Source organism: Mycolicibacterium smegmatis, assembly GCF_001457595.1.
Classification (GTDB): Bacteria; Actinomycetota; Actinomycetes; order Mycobacteriales; family Mycobacteriaceae; genus Mycobacterium; species Mycobacterium smegmatis.
The window spans coordinates 165,869-190,132 of the sequence record NZ_LN831039.1 but is presented as its reverse complement, the minus strand read 5'-3'; the positions used below and the strand labels follow the sequence as shown (position 1 = coordinate 190,132).

General features: G+C 66.5%; 22 protein-coding genes. 8 read left to right on the top strand and 14 right to left on the bottom strand.

What is annotated here, in order from left to right:
* Nucleotides 1–123 precede the first annotated feature (123 nt).
* The 8 genes from AT701_RS00815 (at nt 124) to AT701_RS00780 (ending at nt 8,831) form a co-directional block, all read left to right on the top strand.
* Nucleotides 124–1,206, top strand: coding sequence for a Re/Si-specific NAD(P)(+) transhydrogenase subunit alpha (locus tag AT701_RS00815; protein WP_011726703.1), 1,083 nt, complete (start codon nt 124–126; stop codon nt 1,204–1,206).
* Between the two features lie 3 nt (nt 1,207–1,209).
* Nucleotides 1,210–1,533, top strand: a complete 324-nt coding sequence (locus AT701_RS00810) for an NAD(P) transhydrogenase subunit alpha part 2 (protein ID WP_003891483.1) — start codon at nt 1,210–1,212, stop codon at nt 1,531–1,533.
* On the top strand, nt 1,530–2,963 hold the full coding sequence (locus AT701_RS00805) for an NAD(P)(+) transhydrogenase (Re/Si-specific) subunit beta (RefSeq protein ID WP_058124939.1): 1,434 nt from the start codon (nt 1,530–1,532) through the stop codon (nt 2,961–2,963). Before AT701_RS00810 ends, AT701_RS00805 begins: the two co-directional genes overlap by 4 nt.
* Entirely contained in the window at nt 2,960–4,387 is a 1,428-nt protein-coding gene (locus AT701_RS00800) for a phosphomethylpyrimidine synthase ThiC (protein WP_058124938.1), read from the top strand. Before AT701_RS00805 ends, AT701_RS00800 begins: the two co-directional genes overlap by 4 nt.
* Before the next feature lie 62 nt (nt 4,388–4,449).
* Entirely contained in the window at nt 4,450–5,097 is a 648-nt protein-coding gene (locus AT701_RS00795; RefSeq protein ID WP_223495226.1) for a TetR/AcrR family transcriptional regulator, read from the top strand.
* 33 nt (nt 5,098–5,130) lie between these two features.
* Nucleotides 5,131–6,045, top strand: a complete 915-nt coding sequence (locus tag AT701_RS00790; protein ID WP_003891479.1) for a sterol desaturase family protein — start codon at nt 5,131–5,133, stop codon at nt 6,043–6,045.
* Between the two features lie 57 nt (nt 6,046–6,102).
* Entirely contained in the window at nt 6,103–6,921 is an 819-nt protein-coding gene (locus tag AT701_RS00785) for an MOSC domain-containing protein (RefSeq protein ID WP_058124937.1), read from the top strand.
* 155 nt (nt 6,922–7,076) lie between these two features.
* Nucleotides 7,077–8,831: an HNH endonuclease signature motif containing protein gene (locus tag AT701_RS00780; RefSeq protein ID WP_197668916.1), complete on the top strand. Its 1,755-nt coding sequence runs from the start codon at nt 7,077–7,079 to the stop codon at nt 8,829–8,831.
* Here the strand turns inward: AT701_RS00780 and AT701_RS00775 are convergent.
* The 14 genes from AT701_RS00775 to fadD5 form a co-directional block, all read right to left on the bottom strand.
* The gene (locus AT701_RS00775) at nt 8,828–9,496 is read right to left on the bottom strand and encodes a YoaK family protein (protein WP_003891476.1); all 669 of its coding nucleotides are present in this window, start codon (nt 9,494–9,496) and stop codon (nt 8,828–8,830) included. The two genes, AT701_RS00780 and AT701_RS00775, sit on opposite strands and share 4 nt — an antisense overlap.
* Before the next feature lie 2 nt (nt 9,497–9,498).
* A complete protein-coding gene (locus tag AT701_RS00770) occupies nt 9,499–10,386 on the bottom strand; it encodes a hypothetical protein (RefSeq protein ID WP_058127482.1) in 888 nt (295 codons plus the stop codon).
* On the bottom strand, nt 10,353–10,901 hold the full coding sequence (locus AT701_RS00765) for an Rv1363c family protein (RefSeq protein ID WP_011726697.1): 549 nt from the start codon (nt 10,899–10,901) through the stop codon (nt 10,353–10,355). The genes AT701_RS00770 and AT701_RS00765 overlap by 34 nt, the downstream gene beginning before the upstream one ends.
* Nucleotides 10,898–11,866, bottom strand: coding sequence for an RDD family protein (locus tag AT701_RS00760; protein WP_058124935.1), 969 nt, complete (start codon nt 11,864–11,866; stop codon nt 10,898–10,900). The genes AT701_RS00765 and AT701_RS00760 overlap by 4 nt, the downstream gene beginning before the upstream one ends.
* Entirely contained in the window at nt 11,863–12,471 is a 609-nt protein-coding gene (locus tag AT701_RS00755) for an Rv1363c family protein (RefSeq protein ID WP_058124934.1), read from the bottom strand. The genes AT701_RS00760 and AT701_RS00755 overlap by 4 nt, the downstream gene beginning before the upstream one ends.
* The gene (locus tag AT701_RS00750; RefSeq protein ID WP_003891471.1) at nt 12,441–13,997 is read right to left on the bottom strand and encodes an MCE family protein; all 1,557 of its coding nucleotides are present in this window, start codon (nt 13,995–13,997) and stop codon (nt 12,441–12,443) included. The genes AT701_RS00755 and AT701_RS00750 overlap by 31 nt, the downstream gene beginning before the upstream one ends.
* A 3-nt stretch (nt 13,998–14,000) precedes the next feature.
* Nucleotides 14,001–15,146 carry a virulence factor Mce family protein gene (locus tag AT701_RS00745; protein WP_058127481.1) on the bottom strand — a complete coding sequence of 382 codons (1,146 nt, stop codon included), beginning with the start codon at nt 15,144–15,146 and terminating at the stop codon, nt 14,001–14,003.
* A gap of 26 nt (nt 15,147–15,172) precedes the next feature.
* Nucleotides 15,173–16,816, bottom strand: a complete 1,644-nt coding sequence (locus AT701_RS00740; RefSeq protein WP_058124933.1) for a virulence factor Mce family protein — start codon at nt 16,814–16,816, stop codon at nt 15,173–15,175.
* An 18-nt stretch (nt 16,817–16,834) separates the two neighbouring features.
* Nucleotides 16,835–18,409: a virulence factor Mce family protein gene (locus AT701_RS00735; RefSeq protein ID WP_058124932.1), complete on the bottom strand. Its 1,575-nt coding sequence runs from the start codon at nt 18,407–18,409 to the stop codon at nt 16,835–16,837.
* Nucleotides 18,406–19,437, bottom strand: a complete 1,032-nt coding sequence (locus tag AT701_RS00730; protein ID WP_011726691.1) for an MCE family protein — start codon at nt 19,435–19,437, stop codon at nt 18,406–18,408. Before AT701_RS00730 ends, AT701_RS00735 begins: the two co-directional genes overlap by 4 nt.
* On the bottom strand, nt 19,434–20,663 hold the full coding sequence (locus tag AT701_RS00725) for an MCE family protein (protein ID WP_058124931.1): 1,230 nt from the start codon (nt 20,661–20,663) through the stop codon (nt 19,434–19,436). The genes AT701_RS00730 and AT701_RS00725 overlap by 4 nt, the downstream gene beginning before the upstream one ends.
* Nucleotides 20,664–20,667: 4 nt before the next feature.
* A complete protein-coding gene (locus tag AT701_RS00720; protein WP_003891465.1) occupies nt 20,668–21,537 on the bottom strand; it encodes an MlaE family ABC transporter permease in 870 nt (289 codons plus the stop codon).
* A 1-nt stretch (nt 21,538) separates the two neighbouring features.
* A complete protein-coding gene (locus tag AT701_RS00715) occupies nt 21,539–22,339 on the bottom strand; it encodes an MlaE family ABC transporter permease (protein WP_011726689.1) in 801 nt (266 codons plus the stop codon).
* 192 nt (nt 22,340–22,531) lie between these two features.
* On the bottom strand, nt 22,532–24,166 hold the full coding sequence (fadD5, locus tag AT701_RS00710) for a fatty-acid--CoA ligase FadD5 (RefSeq protein ID WP_058127480.1): 1,635 nt from the start codon (nt 24,164–24,166) through the stop codon (nt 22,532–22,534).
* Nucleotides 24,167–24,264 lie beyond the last annotated feature (98 nt).

Genomic DNA, 24,264 nt, shown 5'->3' with positions numbered 1-24,264 from the left:
TCCTTGCATACAATATGCCGTTCGCATAGCCTGTTTCTTGCCCGGTTCACAAGAACCGCCGGAGTTTCACGAAACCTGCACCGCCTGAAGCATTTCCGCCGGTGAGCGCCAGGAGGAGAAATCATGACGTTGATCGGAGTGCCGCGGGAGTCCGCGGAGGGCGAGCGCCGCGTCGCGCTGGTCCCAAAAGTCGTCGAAAAATTGAGTGCCCGAGGGCTTGAGGTCGTCGTGGAGAGTGCGGCCGGAGCGGGCGCACTGTTCAGCGACGCGGATTACGAGCGAGCGGGGGCCACGATCGGTGATCCGTGGCCGGCGGATGTGGTGGTGAAGGTGAATCCACCCACGTCGGACGAGATCAGCCAGCTCAAGCCCGGTTCGGTACTCATCGGCTTTTTGGCCCCGCGGACACAGCCCGAGCTCGCGTCGCGGCTGCGCATCGCAGATGTCACAGCCTTTGCGATGGAATCGATTCCCCGCATATCCCGTGCGCAGACCATGGACGCGTTGTCGTCTCAGGCCAACGTCGCCGGGTACAAGGCCGTGCTGCTGGGAGCATCGCTGTCGACACGGTTCGTCCCGATGCTGACCACCGCGGCGGGAACGGTCAAACCCGCCAGTGCGCTGGTACTCGGTGTCGGCGTCGCGGGCCTGCAGGCATTGGCGACCGCTAAACGCTTGGGCGCCAAGACAACCGGATACGACGTACGCCCCGAGGTCGCCGAACAGGTCCGCTCGGTCGGCGCGCAGTGGCTCGATCTGGGGATCGACGCCGCAGGCGAGGGCGGGTACGCGCGTGAACTCAGCGAGGCTGAGCGTGCGCAACAGCAGCAGGCGCTCGAGGACGCGATCACCAAGTTCGACATCGTGATCACGACCGCGCTGGTGCCCGGCCGTCCCGCACCGCGTCTGGTGACCGCCGCCGCGGCCACCGGTATGCAACCGGGAAGCGTCGTCGTCGATCTCGCCGGCGAGACCGGCGGCAACTGTGAGCTCACCGAGCCGGGACGCACCATCGTCCACCACGGCGTCACGATCACCTCGCCGCTGAACCTGCCCGCGACCATGCCCGAGCACGCCAGCGAGTTGTACGCCAAGAACGTGACCGCCCTGCTCGATCTGCTGCTCACCGACGACGGCGTCGCCCCCGATTTCACCGACGAGATCGTCGCTGCCTCCTGCATCACCCGCACCGAAGGGGACATCTGAACCATGTACGACCAACTGTTGGCCAATCTCGCGATCCTGGTGCTTGCCGGGTTCGTCGGATTCGCCGTCATCTCCAAGGTGCCCAACACCTTGCACACGCCCCTGATGTCGGGCACCAACGCCATCCACGGCATCGTCGTGCTGGGCGCCCTGATCGTGCTGGGTGATCTGCCCGCCGACGCGTCGTGGGGCGTGCGCATCATCGCGTTCGTCGCCCTCGTCTTCGGCACGCTCAACGTGATCGGCGGCTTCCTGGTGACCGACCGCATGCTGGGCATGTTCAAGACCCGCAAGCCCGAAGTCCGGGAAGCTGAGGCCGCCAAATGAACTATCTGGTCACCGCGCTCTACATCGCGGCATTCTCGCTGTTCATCCTGGGTCTGTCCGGCCTGACCGGGCCCAAGACCGCCGTTCGCGGCAACCTGATCGCCGCGGCCGGTATGGGTCTGGCGGTCGTCGCAACGCTCATCAAGGTCCGCGACACCGCGACCGTGAACTGGGTGCTGATCGTCGTCGGCCTGGTGCTCGGCGTCGTACTCGGCGTTCCGCCGGCCAAGAAGACCAAGATGACGGCGATGCCACAGCTGGTCGCGCTGTTCAACGGCGTCGGCGGCGGCACGGTCGCGCTCATCGCCTGGGCCGAGTTCATCGAGACCGACGGGTTCGGCCACTTCACGCCCGATCAGTCGCCGACGGTCGCGCTGGTGGTCGGATCGCTGTTCGCCGCGATCATCGGTTCGGTGTCGTTCTGGGGCTCGCTGGTCGCGTATCTCAAACTGCAGGAATCGATTCCGAAGAACGTGGAGAAGGCCCTGGTCCGCTCGGCCAAGGTTTTCCAGACGTCCAACGTGGTTCTGCTGCTCGGCGCGATCGCCACCGCGGCGTACATCGGCCTGCACGCCGGTACGGGCAATCCGCTCTGGCTCATCGTGGTGGTGCTGGTGCTCGCCGGGATCATGGGCCTGTTCGTGGTGTTCCCCATCGGCGGCGCCGACATGCCCGTGGTCATCTCACTGCTGAACGCCTTGACCGGATTATCAGCTGCCGCAGCAGGTTTGGCGCTCAACAACACCGCGATGATCGTGGCGGGCATGATCGTCGGTGCGTCCGGTTCCATCCTGACCAACCTCATGGCGGTCGCGATGAACCGGTCCATTCCGGCCATCGTGTTCGGGTCCTTCGGCGCCGGTGGCGACACGGTCGCAGTGGCCGGCGGCGAGCAGGGCACCGCCAAGTCCACCTCGGCGGCCGATGCCGCGATCCAGATGGCCTACGCCAACCAGGTCATCGTGGTGCCCGGCTACGGCCTGGCGGTCGCACAGGCCCAGCACGCCGTGAAGGACATGGCGGCGATCCTGGAGTCCAAGGGCGTCGAGGTGAAGTACGCGATCCACCCGGTGGCGGGCCGCATGCCCGGACACATGAACGTGCTGCTCGCCGAGGCCGACGTCGCGTACGACGCGATGAAGGAGATGGACGACGTGAACGGCGAATTCTCGCGCACCGACGTCACTCTGGTGATCGGCGCCAACGACGTCACCAACCCCGCCGCCCGCAACGACCCGTCGAGCCCGATCCACGGGATGCCCATCCTGAACGTCGACGAGTCCAAGTCGGTGATCGTGCTCAAGCGTTCGATGTCCTCGGGGTACGCCGGGATCGAGAACCCGTTGTTCTTCCTCAACCACACCTCGATGTTGTTCGGGGATGCCAAGAAGTCCGTCGGCGAAGTGATCGAGGAACTCAAGGCGCTGTGAGCGCTGAGGCCCACTGTCCCGGCCCGGCCCCACAAGGGCCGGACCGGGACACCGGCGTCCCAACCGGCCCCATACCGGGCAGTTCCAAGTGCTACCGCGATCCCGTCGGCGCACCCGGCGGGCGCGTGCCCTTCCGTCGCGTACATCTGTCGGGCGGAAGGCATCTCGACCTCTACGACACGTCGGGGCCCTACACCGAAACCGACACCCCCGCCCGTCTGGCCACGGGTCTGCCGTCGCGTCCCGGTGTGGTGACCGACCGTGGCACCCAGTTGCAGCGCGCCCGTGAGGGCGTCGTCACCAGCGAGATGGCGTTCGTCGCCGCCCGGGAAAGTCTGCGCCCCAAGGTGGTCCGCGACGCAGTCGCCGCGGGCCACGCCGTGATCCCGGCGAATCACCGTCACCCCGAGAGCGAACCGATGATCATCGGCAGGGCGTTTCGCGTCAAGGTCAACGCCGGTATCGGCTCGCCGCCGGACGCGGTGATCGGTGACATGGTGCGGGCGATCCGGTGGGGCGCCGACATCGTGACGGACCTGTCCGGCAGCGACTGCGACCGCATGGTGCGCAACATGCCCGTGCCGGTGGGTACGGTGCCGCTGTACCAGGCACTCGGCCGGGTCCACGGCGACATCGCCGCGTTGACCTGGAACACGTTCTGCGACAGCGTGATCGAACAGGCCGAGAGCGGAGTCGACTGCATGACGGTGCATGCCGGCCTGCGCCGCGAACATCTGTCGCTCGCCGCGGGCCGGATCACCGGCATCGTCAGCCGCGGCGGGGCCGTCATCGCCGACTGGTGCCTGCTGCACAACGCGGAATCCTTTCTGTACGCCCATTTCGACCAGCTGTGCGAGACCCTGGCGCGGTACGACGTCACGCTGGCGCTGGCCGCGGGCCTACAGCCGGGCTCTGTGGCCGACGCCAACGACGCCGCACAGATCGCCGAACTGCGCACGCTGGGTCAGCTGGCCAGGGTCGCGCACCGGCACGGCGTGCAGGTGGTGGTCGAGGGGCCGGGCCGCGTGCCGATGCACAAGATCGCCGAGAGCGTGCGCCTTCATCAGCAGTTGTGCCGCAATGCCCCGTCGTACACCATCGGCCCACTCACCACCGACGTCGCACCCGAGCACGACCACGCCACCGCGGTGATCGGCGCCGCCGTCGCGGCCCAGGCCGGCACATCCATGCTGTGCTGCCTGCCCCGGCCAGCCCGCCTGCGCGAATCCGTCATCGCTCACAAGATCGCGGCGCATTCGGCAGATCTGGCCAAGGGGCACCCCCAGGCCCACGAGCACGATCACGCGATCGCCCGGGCACGCTGCGAGACGCACTGCCGCGACCTCCTCGCGCTCTCACCCGATCCCGACGCCGCGTTCACCGGCCACGATCACTCGAAGGGGAGCTACCTGCCGTTTCCTTGATTGATATGTGATCTACGTCACTGGATAGTGCGTCTAATTCAAATAGCGACCATTATCTGAATATGGATCGCGATGACAGTGTGGTGCCGCGGAAGCGGCTCACCCGTGCCGAGGCCCGCGCGCAGACCCGCCGCAGATTGCTGGATGCCGCGGCGGAAACGTTCGCGCGCAAGGGTTATGACGCGGCATCGGTCGAGGAGATCGCCGAGGCCGCGGGCTACTCGGTGGGCGCGGTGTACTCGAACTTCTCCAGCAAGGAGCAGTTGTTCTCCGAACTGCGGTCTGAGCGCGCCGCCCTGCGCCTGGACGAAGTCGCCGACGCACTGCGGTCAGCCCAGGGCGATCCTGGTGGCCCTTTCGCGAAGTTGAGTCGACAACTTGTCGAGGTCGCCGACAAGAACATCGAGGTGGCCGCACTGCACACCGAGTTCTGGTTGCACGCCATCCGTAATCCGGGTGCCATGGATGTTCTGACGGAGAGCGTCGGCCAGACCCTGCAGTCACTCACCGGAATCGCCGCAGACCTGCTCGCCGAGCACAACGTCGACCAAAGTGTGGTCCGCCCAGAGACATTCGCGGTCTCTCTCCTCGCGCTGCATCAAGGCTTGATTCGTCAGCGTCGCACCAATCCGTCATGGGTGCCCGAGGAACTGTTCGGCCAACTGCTGTCCTGGCTGCTGGCCGGGATGCCCAAACTCCCCGCCCACTGACCACCGCCACCAACCGGAAAGAAAGCATCTGCCGTGGAGCAACTCGCTGAACAGGTCAAGATGGTCTTCGTCTACGGCCTTCCCGCTTTTCTGCTGTTGATCGCCGTCGAGTACTACAGCTACTTCCGAGAACGGCGGGAGAACACAGCCCCGTCAGAACCCAAGCGAGGCGTGTCGAGCCGTGACACCGCCGCCAACATCTCCACCTACCTGATCCGGCTCGTCGTCAGCCCACTGGAAAAGTTCATCGAGCTGCCGATCATCGTGATCGCGGCGGCGTTCGCACCTCTCGCACTGCCGGCCGACCAATGGTGGACATGGGCGCTGGCGCTGTTCCTCGCAGACGCCACCTACTACGTCAAACACCGTATGGGCCATCGAATTCGGCTCTTCTGGGCAGAACACAGCGTGCACCACTCCAGTCAGTACTTCAACCTGTCCACCTCGCTACGCTTACCGTGGCTGGTGCCAGGGTCGTTTCTCAAGTCGGTGGTCAGCATTCCCATGGCACTCATCGGAATTCCCGTGTGGATGATCTTCCTGTGCCAGGCCATCGTGTTGGTCTACCAGTTTCCCATCCACACCGAACGCGTCGGCCGACTCCCCAGACCGATCGAGTTCATCTTCAACACCCCATCGCATCACCGCGTCCACCATGGCTCCAACAACCCCTACCTCGACAAGAACTACGGCGGAATCCTGATCATCTTCGACCGCATGTTCGGCAGCTACGCCGAAGAACTCGAACCCGTGCGCTACGGCCTCACCAAGAACATCGACACCAACAACCCGATCAAGGTCAACTACCACGAGTTCGTTCTCATGCTGCGCGATGTCTGGCACGCCGAGACCTGGCGCGGCCGGATCGGGTACCTTCTGCGCCCACCGGGGTGGCAGGAAACCAAGACCGACACCGCCCAGCCCGAATTGGTACACACCGCAAGCTGACCAGGCGTTTCCGTGAGCGCACGGTCCGGCGCGCGCCGCACCCTCTAGAGTTCGGGTATGGCCGACGAGCTCTTGCGCGTGGACAGCTTGCACCGTTACCCGATCAAATCGATGCTCGGTGAATCGGTCACCTCGCTGGAGGTCTACTTGGGGGGTGTCGACCGCGACCGGCACCTTGCGTTCATCGATCAGGAGACCGGACGGGTCGCCAGCGCCAAGCAGGCGCGGCTCTGGCGCAACCTGCTGAAGTGCCGGGCACGTATCGACGACAACGGAAGCGTGCAGGTGCGCCTGCCCGACGGCACCGAGTCCTCACCCGAAGACGACGACTTCGACGACGTGTTCTCCAAGCTGCTCGCGCGTCCCGTCCGTCTGCTCACCGGCCGGCCCGACGGCGCGAGCCTGGAGCGCGCCGATCCCGAACAGGTGCTCATGGCCGGTCTCGACGCCGAGGTCGACGCTCCACTGCTGGAGATCGCCGAAGCGACACCCGGGGATTCGTTCGTCGACCTCGCGCCGCTGCACGTGATCACCACTGCGACCTTGGAACGCATCGGCACCGAGGCCGCGCGCTACCGGCCCAACATCGTCATCACGACCCCGCCCGACTACCCGGCCTACTCCGAAAATGACTGGACCGGGCGGGAATTCACGATCGGCGGAGTGCGCGTGAAGGCCATGGGCCCGACACCGCGGTGCGTGATCCCCACGCTCGAGCACGGTGACCTCGATCGCGCCCAGCACGCACTGCGCACACCCGCCGCCGAGAACCGCGTCGAATCTTTCGGTCTGGGCGAGCTGCCGTGCGCCGGTGCGTATCTCGAAGTGCTCGGCGAGGGCACAGTGCGAGTCGGGGACGAGTTCAGGCCCGCTTAGAGCTTGTACCGTACGTCGACTGCTTGACTGGCCCTTATACACCGGGGGTGTGACATTTCTGGGGCATGAGCTGGGGTTATCCCCAAACGCGTGTTCATCCACAGATAGCGGTTTTGCGGTCCCGTAGCGGGCTCACGGCCGGTAGATTCGAACATATGTACGAAGGGTCGTTGGTGCAGATCGCGGAATTCTCCGCGCTGTCCGACCTCGAGCTGGAGGGCCAGGCCCGCGGCTGGGCACAGGCCGAAGCGTCCGCCTCGGCGCACAAGCACGCCGCAATGGCCGAGATGTTCATCCGTGCCACCAGCACCCCCAGCGCCGATGAGCGCCGCTGGTGGTTCGTCGACCCCGACGCGGCCGTGGGCGCCCAGCTCGGCGCCGCCCAAGGCATCACCGCCTGGGCCGCGCTGCACCAGGCCCAGCGTGGGGTCGCGCTGCGCGACCGGCTGCCCAAGGTCAACGAGGTGTTCGCCGCCGGGCTGGTCAGCGAGATGATCGTGCGCAACATCTGCTGGAGCACCGCGCTGATGCTCGAACCGGACAAACTCGCCCTCATCGACGCCGAGCTGGCCGCCCAGATCAGCGGGTGGGGCAAGCTGACCCTCAAAGAGATCGACAACACCATCGACGATCTGATCCTCAAACACGACCCCGGGTCTTTCCGCCGCGGCCGCGCCTCGCGGCGCGGCCGCTACTTCGACATCGGCTCACCCACCGACGCCCCCGGAGTGCTCACGGTCACCGGCCGGCTGCAGGCCCACCTCGGCAACGCCTATGACGCCCGGATCGCCGAACTCATCGAAGGGGTCTGCCCGGACGATCCGCGCACCCTCAATGAGCTGCGCCACGACGCTCTCGGTGCCATCCTCGACCACACCACCTTGGCCTGCGAATGCGAGGACCCCGACTGTGTCCGCGGCCGCGAACAATCCTCCCGCGGACACCTCGTGGTGCACGTCATCGCCCGCGAAGACACCGTCACCGCCGCCCAACACGCCGCCACCACCACCAACACCCCCGACGAACCTGCCACCGACACGCCTGCCGCCGACACCGAACCCGCCGAGCCCGCCGAGCCCGCCGAGCCCGCCGACGACCCGGATATCGCACCCGCGGCCACCGCCACCGAAACCGCCACCGACACCGAGCCCAACACTCCCGCGCCTACCGACACCGCCGACTCGCCCACCGAAACCGATTGCGACCCCGAATCTGTCAGCGTCACCGAGTTCACCGACAACAGCAGCGACACCCCAGCGGCGTTCCTCGACCCCGACGAGCACCCGCTGGACCGCGTTCCGCCGGCCGTGCTGTTCGGTGGGGGAGTGCTGCCGGCCTACGCGCTGGCCGAGATCATCAACAACGCCACCATCCGCCCGCTGATCCACCCCGGCGACACCGCACCGGAAGACCGCTACATCCCCTCACGCGCGCTCGCGGACTATGTGCGCTGCCGCGATTTGACCTGCCGGTTCCCCGGCTGCGACAAACCCGCCGACCGCTGCGACCTCGACCACACCGTGCCCTATCCCGCAGGGCCCACGCATGCCTCAAACCTGAAGTGTCTGTGTCGTTTTCATCATCTTCTGAAAACGTTCTGGACCGGCCCCCGCGGCTGGACAGACCGACAACACCCCGACGGCACCATCGTATGGACCTCCCCTTCCGGGCGGCAGTACACCACTGTGCCCGGAAGCCACCGGCGCCTGTCGATCACCGAACTGGCCGCACCCACCGGCGCACTGGACCTACCGGCCACCCCGATCCCTACCGCCGACCCCGACCTGCGCGGGGTCAAGATGCCCAAACGACGCCGCACCCGCGCCCAGAACACCGCCCGCACCATCGCCGCCGAACGCAAACTCAACGACGACCTCGTCGCCGAACACAACAAACCCCCACCGTTCTAGCGGCCGAACCGGAAGATGCACGCGCTGGTCGCGATCACCACGGCGGCCAGCGCGATCACCGGTGCCACAGTGAATCTCGACAGCGTCGCACCGATCACCGCACCCAGGCACATGGTCGCGACGACGGCATAGCGCAACTTCTCGCGCTCGCCCGTTCCGCCGGCCAGCCGGCTGTCGAACCCGAGTCCGACGATGGTGGAGGTCAGCACGGTGGTGCTCAGCTCCTGGATCCCGAACTGGCGTGCCGTCGCGTTCTGGATACCGAATGTGATGGCCAGGCCCGCGATGAGGAACAGCTTGGTGTTGTCCTGGTAGTCGAGCACACCGGTGCCTGCGAGGATCGAAAGCACCGTCAGCAGGACGACTTCCACACCCAGTGCGGTCGTCAGCCAGGTTCGGACCTGCCCGTCGAGGTGCCGGGCCAGGCGTCCACCGATGATGGTCCCCACCACGAATGCGGGAAACGCGACGACCGCCGCGGTGAGATCGACCCCTGAGTGCGGCACGAACCAGAAGCCCAGGAAGATCACGTTGCCCGTCATGTTGGCGACGAACACATGCCCCAGGACCAGCACGCTGATCGCATCGACGAGCCCGGTCGCAACAGTCAACAGCAGGAGCGCGGTGACCGTGAGCCGCTCCGAGACCGGCGAGGCGATGGCCATCGCTACAGCTGCGGCGAGAGGTCCAACTGCGTCAGGGCAGGCATCTGAGTGATCCGCCAGTCCCCGTCACTGCGAACCAGAGTCAATCGATACGACAGATACCGCAGCGACGGCACGTTCTTGGTCACGGGGCTGGTCGACACCGAGTTGGTGTAGACGATGGCCGTCGCCTCATTGGCGCTGATGCTCTCGACCGCGGTACCGACCACCTGCGTGTTGTTGGTGATCTGCGCCTGCTTGTTGGACGGCACGATCGAGTCGATGAACTGGCGGTACTCGGCGGCGAAGTCGTTCGACAAGAACCGCGACGCACGGTCCGGCAGCGTGTCGATGTTCTCCGGTGTGTACGTCCACAGCGTGGTGATGGCGTCGGCGGAGGTCTGCGCCACTTGCACTTTCGTGTCCACCAGCGCGCGGTCCGACAGATACGGCCACACCGTCGCGCCGGCGAACGCGCCTGCGGCGACAAACAGTGTCGCCGCGGCGATCGCAGCATAGGTCAGTCCCTTGCCCGCCGGCCGGAAGGGGGCGAAGACGATGTTCTGCGTGGGCTGATCCTCGTCGGGCTCGTCGGTCGCGACAGGTTCCGATACCTCGGATTCCTCTGTCTCCGTGGATGCCTCGCCGGCGGCGGCCTCGGCGGCCTCCTCGGTCTGGTCCTCGGCGGTCTGCTCCCCAGTGGACAGCGCGGTCCGCTGGCGCTTGCCAACCGGGCGCGGCTTGGTCTCCCCGTCGGACTCGCTCCCGACCTCGGTTGACGGCTCGGTGCCCTCACCTATGGCCTCCGACTGCTCGGCAGGTTCGGCCTGGCGTCGCCGGAGCGGGAATCCCCAACGACGACGTCTGGCCGGGGTGGTCAGATCACCTGAATCAGCTGGCTGATCTTCCACTGCTGTCCTTCCAGGATGGTCGTTGCGACCCAACGACTTCCGCTTTCGAATGTCTTGCCGTCGGGCAACCGGGTGGTGGTCTTGGTGGCGACGAGAACGTCGGCACTGCCGTCGTCGTTCCACCGCTGCACCCCGGCCTCCAGGACGCTGCCTGCGGTGGGCTCGTTGCGGGCGACCTGGATGTTGATCTCGTTCTGCTTTTCCTTGAACATCTTGTGGAAATCGCCGGTCGCCTGCGTGAGGATGCGGTCGGTGTATTCGTTGGCGTGGAACGGATCCAGCGTCGTGTACATCGTCATGAACTCGCGCACGTAACCCAGCGCCGCCGCGTTCTTGATCTCGGTGCGCCGGTCGCTCTCGTGCCGCACCAGCATCAGCGTGCTGCCCGCGATGGCCGCCGCGATCAGCAGCGCCGACACCAGCGCCACCAGCGGCAGACCCCAGCGGAACGGGGGCTCGACCTCGACCGCGAAGTAATCGCGTTCGGACGCATCGATCCTGCGCCGCGGGCTCATTGCGCCGCCCCGTTCAGGTTCGGCTTCTTGAGCACCGTGAGATTGTCGACCTGCCAGGCGTCACCGGTCTTGCGGAAGTCCACCCGCACGGTCGCGGTGAGGAACTTGAGGTCCTGCGGATTGGTGCCGCGCTGACCCTGCAACGCCAGCAGCATGGACGCGTCGTTCTTGCTCGCCGACAGCACCGCGCTGGTGACGGCCCAGTATTCGTTGGTGGTCGGGCCGGCCTTGCGGATCACGTCCTGCTGCCTGACCAACTCGGGACGGTAGTTGTCGGTGGCCAGCGTCTGGGCCTTGTCGAGGTCCTCGTTGAACGAGTCGACGCCGTAGCTCAGCATCTGCTCGACGATCCGGGGCCCCTCGTTGGCGATCTGCTCGCGGGCCTCGTGCACGGCCTCCTGGGGGCGGAACACCGCGAAGTACCCGAGCGCCACCGCGACGGCGCACACCGCAACGGCCGCGAGCATGACCTTGCCCGCCAACCGCCGCACGTCGCCGGCAGCGGGCGTCGCGCGGCGCACCTCGGTACGGGTCAGCAGGTCGGCGAAGGTCCGGTTACGCGCGTCCCATAGGGGCCACAACCAGCCGACGAACACCGCGAGGGTGTCCAGCACGTGCGCCAGGTCGCGTAGCAGCAGGCGCACCATCCCGACGTCACCACCGTCGGCCTTGACGACGCGGATGCCGACGACGGCACGGCCCAGTGTCCAGCCGCGGGTGGTGGGCACCAGGACGCGGTTGGCCAGCACCGCACCCACGACGAGCACCGCGGCCCCGGTGTAGACCCACCAGACCCAGCCCAGCAGCGGCGCCGTCCACGCCAGCAGGGCAAGCGTGACGACGGTGCCCGCACCGGGCAGCATGTCGATCGCGAACGCACCGGCCCGCGCCTGCCACGACGCCAGAGGCGCCTGGTCGATCACTGCATCCTCGGCGGCAGCCGGGGTGTCGAGCACAGAACTCACGATGTGACCTGGTCGAGCCGCGCGACTTTGTAGAGCCCGTCCTCGTCGCGGGCCATCTTCACCCGCAACCGGTAGCCCTGCTCCTCGTTGGCCTTCTCGGTGTTGGTCACCAGTACGCGCACCGCGACCAGCAGATCCATCGACCCGTCGTCATTGTGCTTCTCGACCGCGGCACGCATGTCCGACACCTGCACCTGCACGTTCGCGGCCTGGTAGGCGTCCAGCAGGATGCCGCTGTAGAGCACGGCCTGCGCACCGAAGTCGCCGGTCGCGCATTCGATGATCTTGGCCTGCGCAGCGGCCATCGCCGCGGTGTCGGGAGCCTGTGTGGCGGTGACACAGTCCTTGGCGGCCTGCGTCGCCTCGGCCTCGTCACGGGCGATCACGTTGCTGTCGAGATGCGAACGCAACGCCAGGTAACCCCCGACGCCCAGCGCGGCGGCCACCAGGACCAGCGCAGCGCACACCGTGGCCATCCAGCCCCGTCCCAGCCTGGACGGGCGCCGTGCGTCAGCCTCTACGGTCGTCTGCTCGATCTGTGGCTCTGTGTGTTCCTGCTGCTGATCGGTGGGGTTCAGCTGGCTGGCGCCAGCATCTCCTTCCATCCGTCATCTCCTGGGGTATTCGAGTTAGTGACGGAGTACTTCACACCGCCTGGGCCGACCACCTCACCGCTGGCCGGGTTGTAGGTCGCGGTCGCGCCTGCAGCCGGAGTGTAGATGCAAGGGTTGGGTTGCTGTCCACTACACGTCACCGTGCCACCGCGCGGTGCGGTCAACGGATCGCTGCTCGGGCCCGAACTCACCTCGGGCGGCGGCAGCTGGCTCGCGGGCAACGGGTTGAGCCCGTTGTTGATCGACGGCGCCGGGATCACACGTCCCGGATCGACCGGCTGATCGCAGCGGGCCCCGGGAGCCGGGCAGTTGCGGATCTGGTCCGGATCGCCGTACCAGGGGTTGGTGCCCAGCGGCTGGTAGGGCTCGTCGCTACGGCATTCCCGCGGTGTGGCGGCCCGCTTGCCCGGCACGTCGGCACAGGGATAGTTGCGGGCACCACGGACCGCGTTGGGCGCGTCCTTCGGGATCTTGCAGTACAGGCCCGACGGCAGCGGTTCGGTGCGCGTATCGGCCGGCGAGCGCCACTGCGACGCGGGCAGGAAGCCCGTCAGGCACGGCGGCGGGGCGTTGATGCCGAGACCGAAGTGCAGCAGACCCTCAGGCGCGAAGATCGTGCCGGTCTGAGCCACCGCGGCGCCCTGGGGCAGCGCCACCAGGACCTGCTCGACGTTCTTGTTGTAGCGCTTGAGCATGTCGATGACGATCTCGAGGTTCGCCAGCGTCTGTGGCAACGACTCGCGGACGTCGCTGAACACCGCGTTGAGCTGATCGGCCGTCGGAGCCGCCTGCTGCAGGCCGCTGCGCAGCGCCTCGTCGTTCTGGGCGCTCTGCGCGGCCAGGGTGTTGAGGTTGGCCGCCCACCGCTGGATCGCGTCGCCCGAGTTCACCTGGCTGTCGATGATCGGCCCGGAGTTCTCGATGATGTCGTTGACCGGATCGATGTTGGCCCGGAAGTCACCTGCGATGGCCTGCGTCGAATCGACGAGGCGCTGCAGTGACGGCCCGAGGCCGCCGAACGCCGTGGCCGCCTCGTCGAGCAGCGTGCCGATCTTCTCCTTCGGCAGCACCGCCAGACCCTTCTCGGCGGCGTCGAGCGCCGGGCCCACCTCGGCGGGCACCGTCGCCTTGGTGATGGTGTCGCCGGGCTGGAAGTAGGCGCCGCCCCCGGAGTCGGAGGTCAGGTCGATGAACTGCTCACCGACGGCCGACACCGAGTGCACGTTGGCCGTCGCGTCGGCCGGGATCTTGTACCGGTCGTAGATGTTCATCTCGACCCGCGCGCCCGTCTCGCTGGGCTCCACCGAAGTCACCTTGCCGATCGTGGTGCCCCGGTAGGTGACGTTGGCGGTGGCGTACAGGCCGCCCGAGTTGGGCAGGTCGGCATTGAGCTTGTACATGCCGAGCCCGGCCCACGTCGGCAGGCGCAGGTAGAACAGCGCGAGCACCACCAGCGCCACCAGCGTCAGCGTGAGGAAGATGACGAGCTGCATCTTGATGAAGCGAGTCAGCAGCATCTCTCACTCCCCCCTTTCGACCAGCGGGCCGCCCGGTGCGTCGTGCGGGTTCGGCGTGAAGCGCACGTCCGGGATCATCGTCGCCGGGTCGCGGCCCCAGGCCTGTTCCAGCGCCCGCAGCATGCCCGACACACCCGTTCCGGACAGGAACGCGTTGTCCACCGAGCTCAGCGTCAGGTCGAGCTTGAGCGACACGTTGATGTAGTCGCCGCGGATCGCCTTCGGGATGTTGTCGATGTTGAACGGCACCGTCAGGATCAGCTTCAGCGCGCCCACCAGGTACGGAGCGGCACGGCCGAGCTGCTTGAGTGGACGCTGCAGGTTCTGCAGGTTGGTGTGCAGGTTCGCGTTGCTGCCCGACAGGGTCTCGTCGGCCGCGGCCGAGAGCCGGCCGAGTGCGGTCACCGCGTCGGCGAACAGGTCGCGGGTCTCCGCGAAATGCTGGATCAGCGGCGGGAACTCGGTGAGCACACGATCCAGCGTGTCGTTGCGCTGCGACACGATGTTGAGCAACCGGTTCGTGGAATCGATTGCGCGCGTGATCTCTTCGCGCTGCTGGTTCAGCTCGTCGGTGAATGTGTCCAGCTGATTGAGGAATTCGCGGATCTGATCGGCGCGGCCGTTGAGGATGTTGAACACCTCGGTCTGGATGACCTCGATGTTCGGGATACCGCCACCGGTCAGGATGCCCGAGATGCCCGCCAGGGTGCGCTCGATCGTCGGGTAGGCCGACGACTGTGCGAGCGGGATGGTGTCGCCGTCACGCAACAACTCCGATGACGGATCCTCCGGCGGGTTGAGCTCGACGTGCTGCGAACCCAAGAGGCTGGTCTGACCGATCTTGGCCAGTGTGTTCTTGGGCAGCTTGATGCCCGGTTCGACGTCGACGGTCAGCGTCGGCACCCAGTTGATCAGCTCGATCTTGCGGACACGGCCCACGAACACGTCGCGCACCCGCACGCGGCTGTTGGCGTTGAGCGCCAACGTCTCCGGCATCTGCACGTACAGCGTCATGCTGCCGGACTCGGTGCCCGGCCCGCCGGGCAGCGGCACGTTGGCGATACCGCGCCACTGACCGCACGAGGTCAGCACCAGCGCGACCGCGGCCAGCGCCGCCGTCCGGCGACCGACGCGAGTCCAGTTACGCATCTTGGGGAAACCCTTCAGCAGCCTCATCAGCCTGCTCCTGCTTCAGCGGGCAGTGGCGGTCCGGCGGGTGCCGGTGCCGCGGGCGCGGCCGGAGCCGCGGGTGCGACGGCCGACAGCGGATCACCGGGGATCACTCCGGGTGCCGGAGCCGGGGGCGGTCCGGGCTGCGGATACCACGGCGGCGGCAGCGGATTGTTCTCGTCGAACGCATTCGGCGGGCCGGGCAGGTTGCCACCGCGCGTCGTCCCGAAAGCCGGCGGCGCGGGCGGCGGCACGATGTCGGGGCCACCGAGCAGCTCGGCGAGCGACTCGGGGGTCAGCATGTTGGCCGTGGCCGGCTGCACCTGCACACCCTGCATGCCGGGCGCCACGATCCAGCCCGGCTCGTGGTTGCCGTGCGAGAACAACGTGTCACGCGACCAGATGCCCGGCACAGTGGTGTCCTTGTACCCCGGCGGCGGCTGAAGCCGCTTCTCCGAGTAGGCGATCTGCTTGGGCAGGGTCATGGCCGTGCTCGCCAGGTTCATGCCGAACGGCAGGTAGTTGAACTTGATGGCGTCCATGATCGGTGCCAGGTACTGCGCGCACAGCTCCGCGGATTCCTGGTAGCCCAAACGGCTTCCCGCCTGGATCGAGCTGCAGACGAACTGCAGCGGGTTCGAGAAGTTCGTGACACCCGGCAGCACCGGCAGACCGATGATGCCGCCCTGGTTGGGCGAGTTGATGTTCAGCACGTTGGCCGCCAGGTTCGGGTACGCGTGCAGACCCGTCTCGAGACCGTCGCGCGGCTCGGGCTGCAGGATCGCCGTGGTGACCTGCTCCAGGTTGTCGATGTCGTGGGTCAGCACACCGCCGTTGCGGTCCAGGAACTCCCGCGTGGTCTTGAGCACCCGGTTGAGGTCCTGCAGCGCGTTCGCGAGTTCCTGATCGGTGTTGGTGAACGAGTTGGTGAACTGCGCCAGGTCGTTGTTGAGCGCCACGAACTGCTGATCACTGCGATGCAGCGCGTTGACGAACAATGCCAAACTCTTCACCACGGCGAAGAAGTCGCCGCGTCCCTCGTTGAGTGCGGTCAGCGCATCCGACAGACCCCGCAGTGTGCGGTTGAGTTGTTCACCCTTGCCTGCGAATCCGTCCGCGAACGACTCGATGATGTCGCCGAACGGACCCTTGGGCTGTTCGGGCGTGGGCCCCAGATCGGCCAGCAGACGCGTGACCTGGTTGCGCACCTCGCCGTACTCGATCGGGACCTGCGTGCGGTCGACGTCGAGCACCGCACCGTCGCGCAGGGTGGGCCCACCGGTGTAGGGCGGGGACAACTGGATCACGCGCGAGGCCACGAGGCTCGGGTTGAGGATCGAGGCCGTCGCGTTCTCCGGCACCTTGTATTTGTTGTTGAAGTGGAAGACCACTTTCATCTTGTCGCCCGCGGTCTCGATCGAATCGATCGAGCCGACCCGGACACCCATGATGAGCACCTTGTCGCCGGGGTACAGCGCGAGCACCTCGGGGAAGTACGCGGTGACCGTCGTGTTGGTCAGCTTGCGGTAGGCGTTCATCCCGAAATAGCCGGCCACCAGCGCGGCGGCCACGACGAGGGCACCGATGATCACAGCCGCCCGGGAGAGCCTGGGCAACTGGATGTTCCGGATGTTGAAAATCGTTGACATGTCTCGACGCCTCCCTGCCTATCTCGACTGCGAACCCGGCGGAAGGAACGGCGGATTGCCTGGGAGCGGCGCTTCACCGACGGGGGCCAACTGCGGGCCGGGGCCCGGAGGTGGCGGCGGACCGGTGATGGCCGGCGGCGGGGGCGCGATGCCCGGCGTGAAGTCCGGCGGCCCGGGGATCGGGCTGACCGGGACGGTGCGCGCACCGGGCGGACCGGGTGCGATCTCGACCGGCGCACCCGGCTGCTCCGGGGGCATCTGACCGGGGATCGCCGCGCTCGGCACGCCGGGCGAATGGGCGATCCCATCAGGGTTGGGTGCCGAGGTGGCGACGTTCGGCGGTGCGTAACCACCGGGGACCGGTCCGTACGGTCCCTGGCTGAGATGCGCACACGGCAGCGGGTTGCCCGGTGACGGAATGCCGTCCGCGGGAGGCGTGTACGAGCACGGCGACCCGGGCGGGACGGCCGGGCCCGGATGCTCCGGGGTGCCCTCCAGCGGTGTCGGGGCGGCAGGCGGCGCGCCGTTCTCGTGACGCTCGCCGTTGGGGTCCGGGAACCGGAACGCGGGCAGACCGGCGTTGCGCCAGAACTCTTCCGGGTCGATGCCGCGCTTCTTGAACGCCGCGTCGACGAAGGGCTGCAGGATGGTCGGCGGGATCAGGTTCACCAGCATGACCTTGAAGTACGGGCCCGACGCCAGCGCCTCGGCCAGCGACGTGATGAATTTGCCTGCGACCGTGAGGATGTCGGCGAGGTCCTGCTTGCGCTCGTTGAGCACGTCGCTGACGGTGCGCAGCTGCTCGAGCACATGGTTGAGGTTCGGGTTCTCGTCGACGAAACCCTCGACCTGACGCGACACCGACGAAACCCGTTCCAGCAGCAGGCTCACCGAACGGCCACGCTCGTTGACGGCGGCCAGAAGCGTCTGCGCGTTCACCAGCAACTGGTTGACCTGGGTGCTGCGGTCACCGAGCACCGTCGCGACCTTGTTCGCGCTGGCGAGCAGTTTCTTGACGTCCTCGTCGCGCTTGCCGATGGTCTCGGAGAACCGGGCCACGCCGTCGAGCGCGGCGCTCAGGTGCGGCGAGGTCTGATCGACGGTCTCGGACAACACGTTCAGCGACTGGCGCACCGCCTGGGTGTCCCAGCCCGCGGCGTTGCGCGTGACGTCCAGGAACGCGTCGTAGATCTGGTACGGCGCCGACGTCTGGCCCACCGGCAACACGCCGCGCGGCTTCAGCGTCTCGCTTCCGCGCGGCTCGATCTCGATGTTCTTGCGGCCCAGGATCGTATCGGTGCGGATCGCCGCACGGCTCTCGGTCCCGATGGTGCGGCCGCCGAGGGTGTAGCCGATCACGACCTTGTCGCCGTCGATCTCCATGCTCTTGACGTTGCCGACGTCCATGCCGGCGATACGCACCTTGTCACCGATGTTCAGGCCGCCGGTGTCGGCGAACTGCCCGTAGTAGGTGGGCACCGCGAACAGCATCGGAACGCTGGTCAGCGTCGAACCGACACCGATGATGAGCGCCACGACGATGACGCCCATCAGACCTTTACGGAACCGGTCGGAACCCTGCAGTGTCCTCATTTCGGCGTGCACCTACCCGACGGTTGCGTGGTGATCCTGACGGTGCGCACGGGCCCGCCCGGCTGAAGGCCGTTGAGCTTCAAGGTCAGATCGCAGGCGTAGAAGTTGAAGAAGTCACCGTAGATGCCACCGGCGCGGCCGATGATCTTCAGCGCCTGGGGCATCTGCACCAGGATGTCGCTGACCTCTTGCTTCTGCTCCACCAGCGGCGCCTGGATGACATCGAGATAGCCGATGGTGTCCTTCAGCAGAGGCCGGTTGTCCGACAACAGGTCTGCCAGTGAGCCCGCGGCATCGCTGATGTCCGCGACCGACGTCGCGATCGGATCGGCACGGTTCTTCAGGCCGGTGATGAGGGTCTCGAAGTTCACCAGGGTCTCGTCGAACTGCTTCTGATGCCTGACCGTGGTGTCCAGGACGGTGTTGAGGTTCTTGATGACCTCACCGATGGCCTGGTCGCGGTCGGCGAGCGACGCGGTCAACTGCGCGGTCTGATCGAGGATGTCGTTGATGGTGCCGCCCTGGCCCTGGAAGATCGTGATCAGCGACGTGGCGATCGTGTTGACCTTCTCGGGTTCCAGCGACCGGAACAACGGGCGGAAACCGCCGACGAGTGCGTCGAGATCCAGCGCCGGCTCGGTGCGTTCGACCGGGATGGTGCTGCCCGGGGGCAGGATCTGGTCGGAATCACCGCGTTTGAGCTCGAGGTAGCGGTTGCCGATGAGGTCCTGGTAGCGAATGGCCGCGGTGGTCTCCTGGAACAACGGCAGCGACCGTTCCACGGTGAACTTGACCTCGGCCTGCTCGCCGCCGTTGATCAGGTCCACACTCTTGACCTTGCCCACCTCGACGCCGGCCGCGCGCACGAACTGCCCGTCGCGCAGACCACTGACGTTCTTGAAGATCGCCGAGTACTCGGTGGTCCGGTTGAACCGGATCTGCCCGAACACCACGAAGATCAGCGCCGTGAACGTCAGCAGCACCAGCGAGAAGATGCCGAGCTTGAAAAGCGTGCCTTTGATACTCATGGGTTGATCGTGTTCTCCCCCACTTGGCGGCCCCACACGTATTCGGCGAACATCGGCTGCCCGAGTTCGAAGTGGTTGTAGGGCGCGATCGAGGCACCGGTGTCCATCACGAGGTACGGGAATGGCCACAGGTCACGGGTGATGGGCTGCCAGCAGCCGGGCCGTCCTTCCGGCCCGCCCTTGGCGTTCACCCGCGGCAGATTGTCCGGGTACACATACGGGTTGCCGACACCGACCACCAGCGAGTTGGTCAGCAGCGAATAGCCGTTGCCGCCAAGGGCACCGGCCAGTTTCGGAGCCGCGTCGTGGTAGTTGCGGATGGTGCAGAACAGCGCCGGGCTGTACTCGTCGAGCAGCGCCGACGTGGGCAACAGGTCCTGCGCGCCGCGCACCAGGTACGGGCCGCCGCGCTCGAAGATGTCGCCGCCGGTGTTGCCGAACCCGACCGCCGCCACCAGCGCCTGATCGAGGTTGCCCCGCTGCTCGTTGAGGGTGCGTGCGGTGGTCACGGCGTTGTCCAGACCGTCGAACAGATCCGGGGCCGCGTCGGCGTAGACCTCGCCGAGGTTCGCCAGACCCGTGATGTCGCGACGGATCTGCGGCATACGGGGATTGACGTCGGCCAGGATCGCGTTGCCGTCGACGATCGAGCGGCCGAACTTGTCGCCCAGGCCGTCGAGGGCTTGTGCGGCAGCGGTCAGGGTCTCGTTGAGCTTGATCGGGTCGACCTGCTCGGAGATCGCGGTGATGGTCTCGAACAGCGTGTTGAACTCCGTGGTCACGCCCTGCGCCCGGATGGGTGTGGACGCCGAGAGGCGTTCGGCCGACGGGTTCTTTGGCGACAGGAACGAGATGTACTTGTTGCCGAACACCGTGGTGGCCCGCAACTCGACATTCGCGTTCTCGGGGATCAGGTCGAGGTACTTCGGATCGACGTCCAGGGTCAGCCTGGCCTCGGGATTGTCGTCGACCTCGACGACGTCGATCGACGCCAGGCGGCCGATCGGCACGCCGTTGAACGTGACCTTCGATCCGGGGTCCATCGACAGGCCGGCACGGCCCGACAGGACCGTGAGCTGAACCTTGTCCTCGAACTGACCGCGGAACTGCATCCACGTGAGCGCGAGAACGAGCACGCCGACAAGCCCGAGGACGAGCCCGGCCAGCTTGTACGGCGGTGTCTTCGGCTTGTTGAGCGGAGCGGTTGGCGCTGGAGGCTCGGTCATGGCGCTACACCGTCAGGTTGAAGTTCGGGTCGGTGCCGTAGAGCGCCAACGATGCCAACAGGACCACCAGCACGATCGCGATCAACGAAGTACGCATCGACCTCCCGACGGCCTCACCCACGCCGACGGCGCCGCCGCTGGCGAAATAGCCGAAGTAGCAATGGTTCAACATGACGATCACCGACATGATGATGACTTCGAGGAATGACCACATCACGTCGTCGACACGCAGGAACGTGTGGAAGTAGTGCTCGTACGTGCCGACCGACTGCGAGTAGAAGATCGTGGTGACCAGCTGCGCCGACATGAACGACAGCAGGATCGCCATGGCGTACAGCGGGATGATGACGATCGCGCCTGCCATGATGCGCGTGGACACCAGATACGAAATCGACTTGATGCCCATGACTTCGAGCGCGTCGACCTCTTCGCTGATGCGCATGGCGCCGAGTTCGGCGGTGGCACCCGCCCCGACGGTCGCGGCGAGCGCCTGACCGGTGACCACAGGTGCGACGACGCGGATGTTGGCAAGGGCCGCGAAGAAGCCCGTGAACGCCTCGACACCGATGTTGCCGAGTGAGGCGAAGCCCTGGATGGCGATCAGCGAACCCGCGGACAGCGTGACGAAGCCGATGATCGCGACGGTGCCGCCGATGACGGCCATCGCGCCGGTGCCCATGCCGATCTCGGCGACCAGCCGCAACGATTCGCGGCGGTAATGCCGGAACGCGTGGGGCACATGCACGATCGCCTGCACGACGAACCACGCGACGTGGCCCATGCTGTCGAGGAACCGCGCCGGTGTGGCCGCGATCTCGGAGGAGCGTGAGAACGCCCGCGGGAACCGCGAGCGGAGAACCTGAACAGTACTCATATCAGCGCCCTGTCCCGAACCGCACACCGATGGTGGTGAGCACGACGTTGACTGCGAACAACGCGACCACACATAGCACGAGGGTCTCGTTCACCGCGGTGCCGACACCCTTCGAACCGCCCGCGACCGTGAGCCCGCGGTAGCAGCCGACGAGGCCGGCGATCATCCCGAACAGCGTCGCCTTCACGACCGAGATCAACACCTCGGGGAATCCCGTGAGAAGGGTCAGCGTCGAAACGTAAGCGCCCGCCGAGACGTTCTGGATATAGACACCGAAGAAGAATCCACCGACCAGGCCGATTGTGATGACCGCACCGTTGAGCATGAACGCGACGAACGTCGAGGCGACCACGCGCGGCACGACGAGGCGTTCGATGGGGTCGATGCCGAGGACCTCGAGTGCGTCGATCTCCTCACGCACCGTGCGGGCGCCGAGATCGGCGCAGATGGCGGTGGATCCGGCGCCTGCGACGACCAGCACCGTCACGAGCGGACCTAGCTGGGTCACGGCGCCGAGCGCGGCACCGGCCCCGGAGACGTCAGCCGCACCGAACTCCGCCAGCAGGATGTTCAGCGTGAAGATGATGAGCACCGTCAGCGGGATCGACACCGCAAGCGTCGGCAGGAAGGCCACGCGGATGAGAAACCAGCTCTGGAGGACGAACTCTTTCCACTGAAAAGGCCGCGTGAACAGAGCTTTTCCGGTCATCACCGACATCTTGAAGAAGCCGCCGACCGTCGCCAGCGGCTTCTCCAACTGGCCACGAAGGTAATCGACGAAGCCATCGGTAGACGCCGTCACAGGTGCCCTTCCTGGACGTGATCCACGCCCCCTCCTTGCCGCCAACCAGTCCGAGTGATCCGTGTCTCCCTACTCGCGGGTAGTAAGTGAGACCACCGGACTGTACCCGATCCGTTCCGGGCCTTGCACCGCATCGGGTGGATTATGCCCTGAACTGTTAGCAAAGGTGCACCAGATCGCTCAAATGGCCGCTCAACCTGCAGAAACCGTTGTTGCAGAGTTGCTTTCGCCACCGTCAAGCGAGGTTGCCCTGCCGAAGCGTTCACGCAACTCGGTCTTGAGCACCTTGCCCGACGGATTGCGGGGCAACGCGTCGACGACCTCGAGCGCCTTGGGGTGCTTGTAACGCGCCAGACGCTCGGTGAGGAAGCTGTCGAGCTCGCCGAGGCTGATCGATTCGGCGGTCGCGGAATTGAGAGCCACGACCGCGACAGGTACCTCGCCCCACTTCTCGTGCGGCCTGCCGATCACCGCGACCTCCATGATGGCCGGATGGGCCGCCAGGACGTTCTCGACCTCGGCGCAGTAGATGTTCTCGCCGCCCGAGATGATCATGTCCTTCTTGCGGTCGACCACCCAGACGTAGCCTTCCTCGTCCTGGCGCACCAGGTCACCCGAGTGGAACCAGCCGCCTGCGAACGCCTCCGCGGTGGCCTTCGGGTTGTTCCAGTAGCCGGTCATCAGATTCGGTCCGCGGTACACGATCTCGCCGACCTCGCCGACCGGCACGTCGTTCATGTTGTCGTCGACCACGCGGGCCGAGACGGTCGGGATGACCCGGCCCACCGAACCCAGCTTGCGAATCGCGTCGTCGCCCAACAACATGCAGGTGACCGGCGACATCTCGGTCTGCCCGAACGCCGCGAAGATCTGCGCGTCGGGGAAAGCCTCGTTCATCTCGCGCAGCAGCGTGTCCGACGCGGGCGCCGCACCCCACGACAGCGCACGCAGTTTCAGGTTGCGCGGCCGGGCCCGCTGCGCGGCGCACACCGCCTGCCACTGGGCCGGCACCAGGAAGATGCCCGTGACCTGTTCGGACTCAAGCACATCCAGCAGGCCGTCGGGGTCGAACGCGCCGAGAGGGTAGAGTACGGTCGGAACACCCAGCGTCACGCCGCTGAGCACACTGCCCGCGACACCTGCGATGTGGAACAGCGGCACGCCCACGAAGCCGACGTCGCTGTTGAGGTCGGCACCCGTGGTGAACAGGTGCATCATCGCCTGCGCGCTCAGGTTGGTGTGGGTGAGCACCGCGCCCTTGGGCCGGCCGGTGGTGCCCGACGTGTACATGATGAGTGCCGGTGAGTCGTTGGGGATGTCGACCGGGGCGGGCGGTTCGCCCTCCTCGGCGATCAGGTCGTCGTACCCGAGTACGCCGTCCTCGGTGGCGCCTCCTGCCACGATCACGGTCTGCAGCGTCGCGTCCAGGTCGCGGACCGCGGTGGCCACCCCCGCCAGCACGGGCTCGGTGACCACGACGTGCGCCTCGCAGTCGCTGACCAGGTACGCGATCTCGGGCGGGGTCATGCGGAAGTTCACCGGAACCGCGATGGCGCCCAGCCGGTTCGCGGCCAGCATGGCCTCGACGAACTCGGTGCGGTTGAGCATCAGGATCAGAACACGGTCGCCGAAGCCCACGCCGCGGCGGTTCAACGCGCCGGCCAACCGGGTCACGCGATCGTCCAGTTCGCGCCACGTGGTGGTGCGGCCCAGGAAACGCAGGGCGGTCTTGTCCGGCTGCATCATCGCGTGGCGGGTCAGCTGGTTGACCCAGTTCTGGCGACGCGCGAGGTACGGCTGCTCAATCTGGGACGGCTCGGCAGTCAACGGCTCTGAACTCCATGTGTAGTGCAACTGGTCTCGCAGTTGCGCGACGTTGATATTTGATCAAACATTGGGTTGCCCCGGTCACATTATGGCCTCGA

Coding starts and splice junctions, on each gene's coding strand:
- AT701_RS00815 (WP_011726703.1), top strand. CDS start 124: ATGACGTTGATCGGAGTGCCGCGGGAGTCCGCGGAGGGCGAGCGCCGC.
- AT701_RS00810 (WP_003891483.1), top strand. CDS start 1,210: ATGTACGACCAACTGTTGGCCAATCTCGCGATCCTGGTGCTTGCCGGG.
- AT701_RS00805 (WP_058124939.1), top strand. CDS start 1,530: ATGAACTATCTGGTCACCGCGCTCTACATCGCGGCATTCTCGCTGTTC.
- AT701_RS00795 (WP_223495226.1), top strand. CDS start 4,450: ATGGATCGCGATGACAGTGTGGTGCCGCGGAAGCGGCTCACCCGTGCC.
- AT701_RS00785 (WP_058124937.1), top strand. CDS start 6,103: ATGGCCGACGAGCTCTTGCGCGTGGACAGCTTGCACCGTTACCCGATC.
- AT701_RS00780 (WP_197668916.1), top strand. CDS start 7,077: ATGTACGAAGGGTCGTTGGTGCAGATCGCGGAATTCTCCGCGCTGTCC.
- AT701_RS00775 (WP_003891476.1), bottom strand. CDS start 9,496: ATGGCCATCGCCTCGCCGGTCTCGGAGCGGCTCACGGTCACCGCGCTC.
- AT701_RS00765 (WP_011726697.1), bottom strand. CDS start 10,901: ATGAGCCCGCGGCGCAGGATCGATGCGTCCGAACGCGATTACTTCGCG.
- AT701_RS00755 (WP_058124934.1), bottom strand. CDS start 12,471: ATGGAAGGAGATGCTGGCGCCAGCCAGCTGAACCCCACCGATCAGCAG.
- AT701_RS00750 (WP_003891471.1), bottom strand. CDS start 13,997: ATGCTGCTGACTCGCTTCATCAAGATGCAGCTCGTCATCTTCCTCACG.
- AT701_RS00745 (WP_058127481.1), bottom strand. CDS start 15,146: ATGCGTAACTGGACTCGCGTCGGTCGCCGGACGGCGGCGCTGGCCGCG.
- AT701_RS00740 (WP_058124933.1), bottom strand. CDS start 16,816: ATGTCAACGATTTTCAACATCCGGAACATCCAGTTGCCCAGGCTCTCC.
- AT701_RS00735 (WP_058124932.1), bottom strand. CDS start 18,409: ATGAGGACACTGCAGGGTTCCGACCGGTTCCGTAAAGGTCTGATGGGC.
- AT701_RS00730 (WP_011726691.1), bottom strand. CDS start 19,437: ATGAGTATCAAAGGCACGCTTTTCAAGCTCGGCATCTTCTCGCTGGTG.
- AT701_RS00725 (WP_058124931.1), bottom strand. CDS start 20,663: ATGACCGAGCCTCCAGCGCCAACCGCTCCGCTCAACAAGCCGAAGACA.
- AT701_RS00720 (WP_003891465.1), bottom strand. CDS start 21,537: ATGAGTACTGTTCAGGTTCTCCGCTCGCGGTTCCCGCGGGCGTTCTCA.